The organism is Blautia ammoniilytica, assembly GCF_025566965.1.
GTDB classification, from domain to species: domain Bacteria; phylum Bacillota; class Clostridia; order Lachnospirales; family Lachnospiraceae; genus Blautia_A; species Blautia_A ammoniilytica.
This window is the reverse complement of record NZ_JAOQJL010000043.1, coordinates 22400-29269: the sequence shown is the minus strand read 5'-3', so window position 1 is coordinate 29269 and position 6870 is coordinate 22400. Positions and strand designations below refer to the sequence as shown.

Annotated in this window: 6 protein-coding genes and 2 tRNA genes; 1 reads left to right on the top strand and 7 read right to left on the bottom strand. The window is 42.2% G+C overall.

Annotation, left to right across the window (positions count from 1 at the left end; translation table 11 throughout):
- Positions 1-287 precede the first annotated feature (287 nt).
- A complete protein-coding gene (locus tag OCV61_RS16085) occupies positions 288-1052 on the top strand; it encodes an IclR family transcriptional regulator (RefSeq protein WP_158422666.1) in 765 nt (254 codons plus the stop codon).
- 179 nt (positions 1053-1231) lie between these two features.
- On the opposite strand, the gene OCV61_RS16080 is transcribed toward OCV61_RS16085, so the two are convergent.
- From OCV61_RS16080 to OCV61_RS16050, 7 genes are all read right to left on the bottom strand, one after another.
- Positions 1232-1304 (bottom strand) — tRNA-Gly (locus OCV61_RS16080).
- Between the two features lie 3 nt (positions 1305-1307).
- Positions 1308-1378: transfer RNA gene (locus OCV61_RS16075), tRNA-Gly, on the bottom strand.
- A gap of 115 nt (positions 1379-1493) precedes the next feature.
- A complete protein-coding gene (locus OCV61_RS16070) occupies positions 1494-1754 on the bottom strand; it encodes a hypothetical protein (RefSeq protein WP_158422665.1) in 261 nt (86 codons plus the stop codon).
- A gap of 110 nt (positions 1755-1864) precedes the next feature.
- Positions 1865-2851 (bottom strand): ABC transporter ATP-binding protein, encoded by a 987-nt coding sequence (locus tag OCV61_RS16065; protein ID WP_158422664.1) that lies wholly within the window; start codon positions 2849-2851, stop codon positions 1865-1867.
- Positions 2844-4040 carry an ABC transporter ATP-binding protein gene (locus tag OCV61_RS16060; protein ID WP_158422663.1) on the bottom strand — a complete coding sequence of 399 codons (1197 nt, stop codon included), beginning with the start codon at positions 4038-4040 and terminating at the stop codon, positions 2844-2846. Before OCV61_RS16060 ends, OCV61_RS16065 begins: the two co-directional genes overlap by 8 nt.
- A gap of 10 nt (positions 4041-4050) precedes the next feature.
- Complete coding sequence (locus OCV61_RS16055; RefSeq protein WP_262583213.1) at positions 4051-5790, bottom strand: ABC transporter permease; 1740 nt, start codon at positions 5788-5790, stop codon at positions 4051-4053.
- Between the two features lie 10 nt (positions 5791-5800).
- On the bottom strand, positions 5801-6787 hold the full coding sequence (locus OCV61_RS16050) for an ABC transporter permease (protein ID WP_158422662.1): 987 nt from the start codon (positions 6785-6787) through the stop codon (positions 5801-5803).
- Positions 6788-6870: the final 83 nt, after the last annotated feature.

Genomic DNA, 6870 nt, shown 5'->3' with positions numbered 1-6870 from the left:
ATATCATCTAGCGGTACTTCGTACCGTTAAAAATGGAATAGCCGTTCCGCAGTAGCGGAACTGGCATTCCGTTTGAGCGTAATTTGCAAGTTTGCTTTTATTTATAAAAAACACTACATATTATATATATGAACAGATATTTCACACCTCACATTCGAAATGTTGTTTCATTCCCTTTAAAATAAATCACCTACTTGAATTTTTTCCCAGTTTTATATATTATATATTGTATATATGAACAGTTTTCATTTATACTATTTTAATTAATTATAGGGAGGATTTTCAGTATGGAGCAAAAAAATCATCGACTTTTACAATGTGCTTTAGAAATCATGAAATATATATCAAAACAACCAAAGGGTGTATCATTTAAAGAAATCTGTACCATTACTGATTTACCCAAAAGCTCTGTCCATAACCTGGTACAGACCATGTGTAACATGAATTTTTTGCAAAAAAAAGAAAACTATAATGAATATCGAATTGGTTTACAGTGTTTCGAAGTCGGCAATGCCTATCTTTCTACAAATCCTTTTTATTCTGTAGCTAAAGATATTGTCGAAAATGTATCTATACGTTGTAATCAAACAACACATTTTGGAATTCTGAACGGTCATGACACCATTTACCTTTATAAATTCGACAGTAATCAGCCGCTTCGCATTGTATCACATACAGGTAAGCGTATTCCCGCTCATGCTACAGCTATTGGAAAAGCTCTTTTATCAGGACTTTCTAAAGCAGAATTAGATGAGTTATATAGAAATTATAAATTAGAAGCTATAACCGAACACACTATTACTTCTTTAGATGAATTGGAGAAACAAATAGAAGAAGTACGAAAAACACATATAGCCTATGAGGCGGAGGAATCTTCACCATATGTACGCTGTATTGCCGTTCCTATCTGCAATCGTATTGGAAATGTAATCGCTGCCCTTTCTGTATCTTTTCCCATTTACCAAAATACCCTAAACGCAGATACATTTAAGCAGGTTCTCTTTGACGCAAAAAGGCAATTAGAAGCAGCATTACTCACATTAGACATGTAAAAAACCGAATAATACCCTGCAAAAATTTTCGTATTTTATCTTGATGATTTTGAACTGAAATGTATCCTGGCATCCTAATAAAAAAGAAATAGCATAAACAAAAAGAGCACGGAGAAACTCATCAGAATCTCTCCATGCTCTTTTTACAACCATTCATTAATCATCTTTGAATAAAAAAAAGCGATAGACGGGGCTCGAACCCGCGGTCTCGACCTTGGCAAGGTCGCGCGTTACCAACTACGCCACTATCGCATAAGCGGGTGATGGGAATCGAACCCACGTATCCAGCTTGGAAGGCTGGTGTTCTACCATTGAACTACACCCGCACACTTTGTTATGTGCTTTTGTTTACCGCTGCAACGATGATTAGTATACCCGATAATCATTCATTTGTCAACACTATTTTTGAATTTTTTTATTTTTTTATACAAGTCAAAAAATTCACCTTAACCAGACGTAAACGCAGAACAGAAGGAACAGGGCTGCAGCACCTATAAACACACCGCCTATTACAAGTCCGGCCTTTAGTGACAGCCAGATCACAGCCTTTGTTTCTGCTTTTGTCAAAGGCTCTTTTTCCTCTGTATCTAATTCCTGATCCTGTACAGAAAACTTCTTCCTGCCTGTATTCCAGGGCATCCCATCCACATCCATGTTAGCTACTGTATAATCCGGCAACTCGTCTTTTTGTCTTTTTCCCATCTTCTGCCTCCTGATCCCATATGCATAACATAAGTATACGCCATGGCCATGAAGCCAGCTGCATGCCAGAATCTTCTCTGACACACAGCATAGATCCATTGCCGGTATCTTTAATCGTAAAGATGACAGCGAACCATATGTCCATTCCCCATATCCTTTGCTTCTGGTATCTTAGTCTTACAGATCTCCATACATTTCCTGCATCTGGTATGGAATTTACATCCTGACGGTGGATTAGCCGGTGAAGGGATATTTCCTTCAAGAATGATCCGATTTCTTTGCAGATCCGGATCCGGCATTGGAATTGCGGAAAACAGTGCTTCAGTATAAGGATGAAGCGGCTTTGCAAAAATATCCTCTGTACTTCCAGTTTCCACCAGTCCTCCCAGATACATAACGCCAATGGTATCTGAAATATGCTCAACCACAGACAGATCGTGTGAAATGAACAAATACGTAAGGTTTCTTTTTTCCTGAAGTTCTTTTAACAGATTGATGATCTGGGCCTGAACAGACACGTCCAGAGCCGATACAGGCTCATCACATACAACAAATTCAGGATTCAGAGCCAGTGCTCTTGCTATACAGATACGCTGTCTCTGCCCACCGGAAAATTCATGGGGATATCTGTCCTTGTGGTATGTCTGTAACCCACAATCATCCATGATTTTATTTAAATATTCATCATATTCTTCCTTTGGAACCAGCTTATGCTCCCTGACTGCCTCTCCAATGATCTCTCCTACCGGAAGTCTGGGAGACAATGATGAGTAGGGATCCTGGAAAATGATCTGCATTTTTGTACGAAGATCCCGCAGTTCCTTATGATCCATGCTGTATATATCTTTTCCATTGAAAAGTACGGTTCCATCTGTTTTGGGGATAAGCCGGAGCAGAGTCCTTCCTGTGGTGGATTTTCCACAGCCGGATTCTCCTACCAATCCCATGGTAGTTCCTCTTTTTATGTTGAAGGAAACATCATCTACTGCTTTTACAGCACCTATCTGCTTTCCAAACATCCCGCCTTTGATAGGGAAATATTTCTTCAAATGGGATACCTGCAGAATATAATCCTGTTTTTCTGTTTTCTCACTCATTGATCTTTCCCTCCTCTCCAGGATGTTCTTTTACCAGCCAGCCTTCCTCCGGGCGGTCCTGGTAGCGATAGCAGCTTACTTCATGAGTAGGACTGAGGCGGATCACTCCCGGATAAGAGCCCTGGCATTTTTCACACCGCAGCTCACATCTGTCGCGGAAATAACAGTAATCCGGCATGTTGATCGGATTAGGCACCTTGCCAGGGATACTGTACAGCTTATCCACTTTCTTACCTACCACAGGCTTGGAACGCATAAGGCCAATGGTATAAGGATGAGAAGGTGCATTGAAGATCTCCCTTGCAGTTCCTTTTTCCACTACTCTTCCGGCGTACATGATCACCACGTAATCTGCCATTTCAGCGATCACGCCCAGATCATGTGTGATCAGCATAATTGATGAATTGATCTTGTCCTTTAGGTTTCTCATAAGGTCAAGGATCTGCGCCTGTATAGTCACATCCAGGGCTGTGGTGGGCTCATCCGCAATGATCAGTCTTGGATTACATGCAAGCCCTATAGCAATGCACACACGCTGGCGCATACCACCTGAAAGTTCATGTGGGTACATTTTATAGACGCCCTCACAGTTTGCGATCCCAACCAATTTCAGCATTTCCAGTGTTCTTTCTTTTACCTGGGCTTTTGGCATTTCCGGATTGTGAAGCATAGTGATCTCGTCCACCTGCTCCCCAATACGAAAAACAGGATTCAGTGCAGTCATCGGCTCCTGAAAGATCATTGCCATCTCATTGCCTCTCAGCTTCTGCATCACGCTGGTAGGTGTGTTCACGATATTGTAAACCTTATCCCCTGTATTAAACCTGATCTCACCTTGCACGGTCTGGCCCTGAGGACGCTGCACCAGCTGCATCAGGGAAAGGCTAGTAACAGACTTTCCACAGCCGGACTCACCTACGATCCCCACCGTCTTTCCCTGTGGTACATCAAAGCTGACTCCGTCTACAGCCTTCACAGTCCCTATATCTGTAAAGAAATAGGTGTGCACATCATCAAATTCTACTACATTCTCCGGGTTCTTCATCTGGGACAGATATTCTGACTCCGGAATATTCTTCCGATTCCGTTTCTTTTCCATCTCATCTGTGATCTTCCGATTTTCCCTGGAAATCCTTTTTGTTTCTTTAGCTGAGATATAATTTGCGTTTTTCTTTTTAAATAATGCCATACTCTCTCACCTACCGTTTCATCTTGGGGTCAAATGCATCCCGAAGTCCATCGCCTACAAAGTTAAATCCAAGAACTGTAAGCAAGATCAGACATCCGGCAGGAATCCACACAAACGGGAAGTTTGTAAGTACATAAACGTCATTGACCGCATTTACAATATTTCCCCAGGAAGCGTAGGGGAATTTAACACCAATTCCAAGGAAGCTTAAGGTAGCCTCCATAAGGATAACATCTCCAAGCCCCATGGTTGCAAATACGATAAGCTGTGGGATAACATTGGGGATCAGATGTCTGAAAATACGTCTGGAAATCCGAATACCTGTAGCCTCTGTTGCAACCATAAACTCCTGCTCACGAAGAGACAGGATCTGACCACGGACGATTCTCGCAATAGATGGCCATCCGATCACACCTAAGATTGCACAAAGTGCATAAATACGGATACGCGGATCAATCTTGTAATAATCCATTACAGATCCAATGATAATATATAAGGGCATTGCCGGAATACAAATTACTACATCTACCAGACGCATCAGTATGGTATCCACCCAGCCTCCGAAATAACCTGAAATACCACCAATGATCACACCCAGCACTACTTCAATAATGACTACCACAAACCCGATCAGGAGTGAAATACGTCCTCCATACATCAGCCTTGTAAGCATGTCCATACCGTTTCCGTCTGTACCGGCCCAGTGTTTACTGTCCGGGGAGTGGAATGTATCATTAACTGTAGTCTTTTTCTGGCTGCGAACCACATACTGTGTATTCTTTCTCTGAAGCTGATATTTCTCTTCCTCTCCCTTTTCATTTATTGCTGTAAAGGTATCGGCTTTCTCAAGGATAGCCTCTTCAACTGCTTCTTTAAAAGGAAGTGAAAGGAAGCTGCCGGCTGTCTGAGGGGAAACAAGAAGGGAAGATATGGTTGCATATACCTGTCCTTCCTTCAGGATCTCCACTGCCTGTCCTTTCAGAGACTGCATTTCATACTTTGTATCCTCATATTCAAAAGAAGACTTATCCTCTGCAATTGCACCAAGTGCTGCCTCCTGAAAACCAAATCCTGGTGCATCCTCCTGAGATACAGCATTAAAAACCTTCTTTGTGGCTATGCCGATCACACCGGAAACAGAGATCATATCCTGACGTCCGGCTTTTGTAATGGAATAAGTCACTCCATCCACTTCAAAGCTATCTTCGCCAGCTTCCAAAGCTTCCGTATATCCTTCCTTGATCTCATCTGTAACAGGTGTGCTGCCAGCTTCTTTATAGGATGATTTTCCTTTCAGTGTCAGTACTGTAGCCACAGGCTCAGCAGATGTGATCTGGTAATAAACATCTCCTTTTTTCTCCAGTCCATACTCTGCATCATTTGTGGCAAAGGACTCCTGCTCCTGATTTACTGCAAGAATAAATTTCTGCTGGGCAGCAGCCGGAAAATTCATCCCTTCTTTTACAGTAAAGATATATGCGTCATTGTCTGTAGCGCCTGCATAATCCTTCCATACATATTCCGTCTTACGGAAAACCTGACTTTCTCCATATGGACTAACCACGCCACCTACAAACGAAAACAAAAACATGGCGATCAGGATCACAAGTCCTGCCATAGCCAGCTTATTACGGAAAAATCGTTTCATTACCAGCATTCCAGGTGAAAGAACTTTCACACGCTGTTCATCATCCAACGCCTGGGAGGTACTGACATGCTGATCAATCTTTTTTTCAGAATTTTTGCTCATGTTTTTCCTCCTAATTTATTCTTACTCTTGGATCCGCCACTGCATAGAGAATATCTGCGATCAGATTTCCTGTCAGTGTCAGGAATGCCAGAAATACCATATAAAACATAGTAAACGGAATGTCTCCCTGGGTCAGTGCCTGATAAGAAGTATATCCGATCCCCGGGATCTGGAATAGTGTTTCTGTGATCATAGCACCTGCGAACAGGCTTGGAAGTGTACTTCCCAAAATTGTAATAATCGGGATCAGAGTATTACGGAATGCATGATGATAGATTACCTTTTTCTCCGGAACACCTTTTGCCCTTGCTGTACGGATATAATCCGCGTTCAGTACTTCCAGCATATTGGTTCTTGTATAACGCATCAAAGATCCTATGCTTACAATGGTCAGTGTAACCACAGGAAGAATCATATGCTTTGCCATATCCAGAATTTTCCCAACAGATCCGTAGGATTCATGCATACGGCTTACAATTCCGTACAGGTCTACCCATTTAAGATTAATGGAAAAGATATATTTCAGGATGGTAGCAAAAAAGAATGAAGGTAACGAAATACCGATCAGGGCAAAAACGGTCACTGCATAGTCCACCCTGCTGTACTGTTTGGTAGCTGACAATATTCCCAATGGGATGGCGATAAGAATCTCCAATAGAAATGCTGCCAGTCCCAGGGCAAAGGAATACCAGATTACCTTGGAAAATTTCTGTGTTACCGGCTGATGGAAGATCCAGGATTCTCCAAATTCCCCTTTTACAGCCTTTGAAAGCCAGCTGAAATATCCTTCCAGCACAGGCTTGTCCAAACCGTAAGAAGCATTTAATTCTGCCACAAGCTCATCATAAGGCTTTGCCCCCTGTTTCATGGACATATCTCTGGCACGGCCTTCTACATAGGAAGTAGGAAGGCTTCTCTCTATAGAATAAATGATAAGGGAAACGAAGAACAAGATCAGCGCTCCAAGAAGTACACGCCGTACTACAAATTTCTTCATTAAAACTGTCCTTTCTGATTGTCATTAAAGCATGTCTGCAAAGAAAGGGGGGCATCTGCGCCCCCTTCCCAAATGCTGCAAAA

Excerpts from the sequence above, each read along its gene's own strand:
- OCV61_RS16065 (WP_158422664.1), bottom strand. The coding sequence starts at position 2,851 with ATGAGTGAGAAAACAGAAAAACAGGATTATATTCTGCAGGTATCCCAT.
- OCV61_RS16070 (WP_158422665.1), bottom strand. The coding sequence starts at position 1,754 with ATGGGAAAAAGACAAAAAGACGAGTTGCCGGATTATACAGTAGCTAAC.
- OCV61_RS16060 (WP_158422663.1), bottom strand. The coding sequence starts at position 4,040 with ATGGCATTATTTAAAAAGAAAAACGCAAATTATATCTCAGCTAAAGAA.
- OCV61_RS16085 (WP_158422666.1), top strand. The coding sequence starts at position 288 with ATGGAGCAAAAAAATCATCGACTTTTACAATGTGCTTTAGAAATCATG.
- OCV61_RS16055 (WP_262583213.1), bottom strand. The coding sequence starts at position 5,790 with ATGAGCAAAAATTCTGAAAAAAAGATTGATCAGCATGTCAGTACCTCC.
- OCV61_RS16050 (WP_158422662.1), bottom strand. The coding sequence starts at position 6,787 with ATGAAGAAATTTGTAGTACGGCGTGTACTTCTTGGAGCGCTGATCTTG.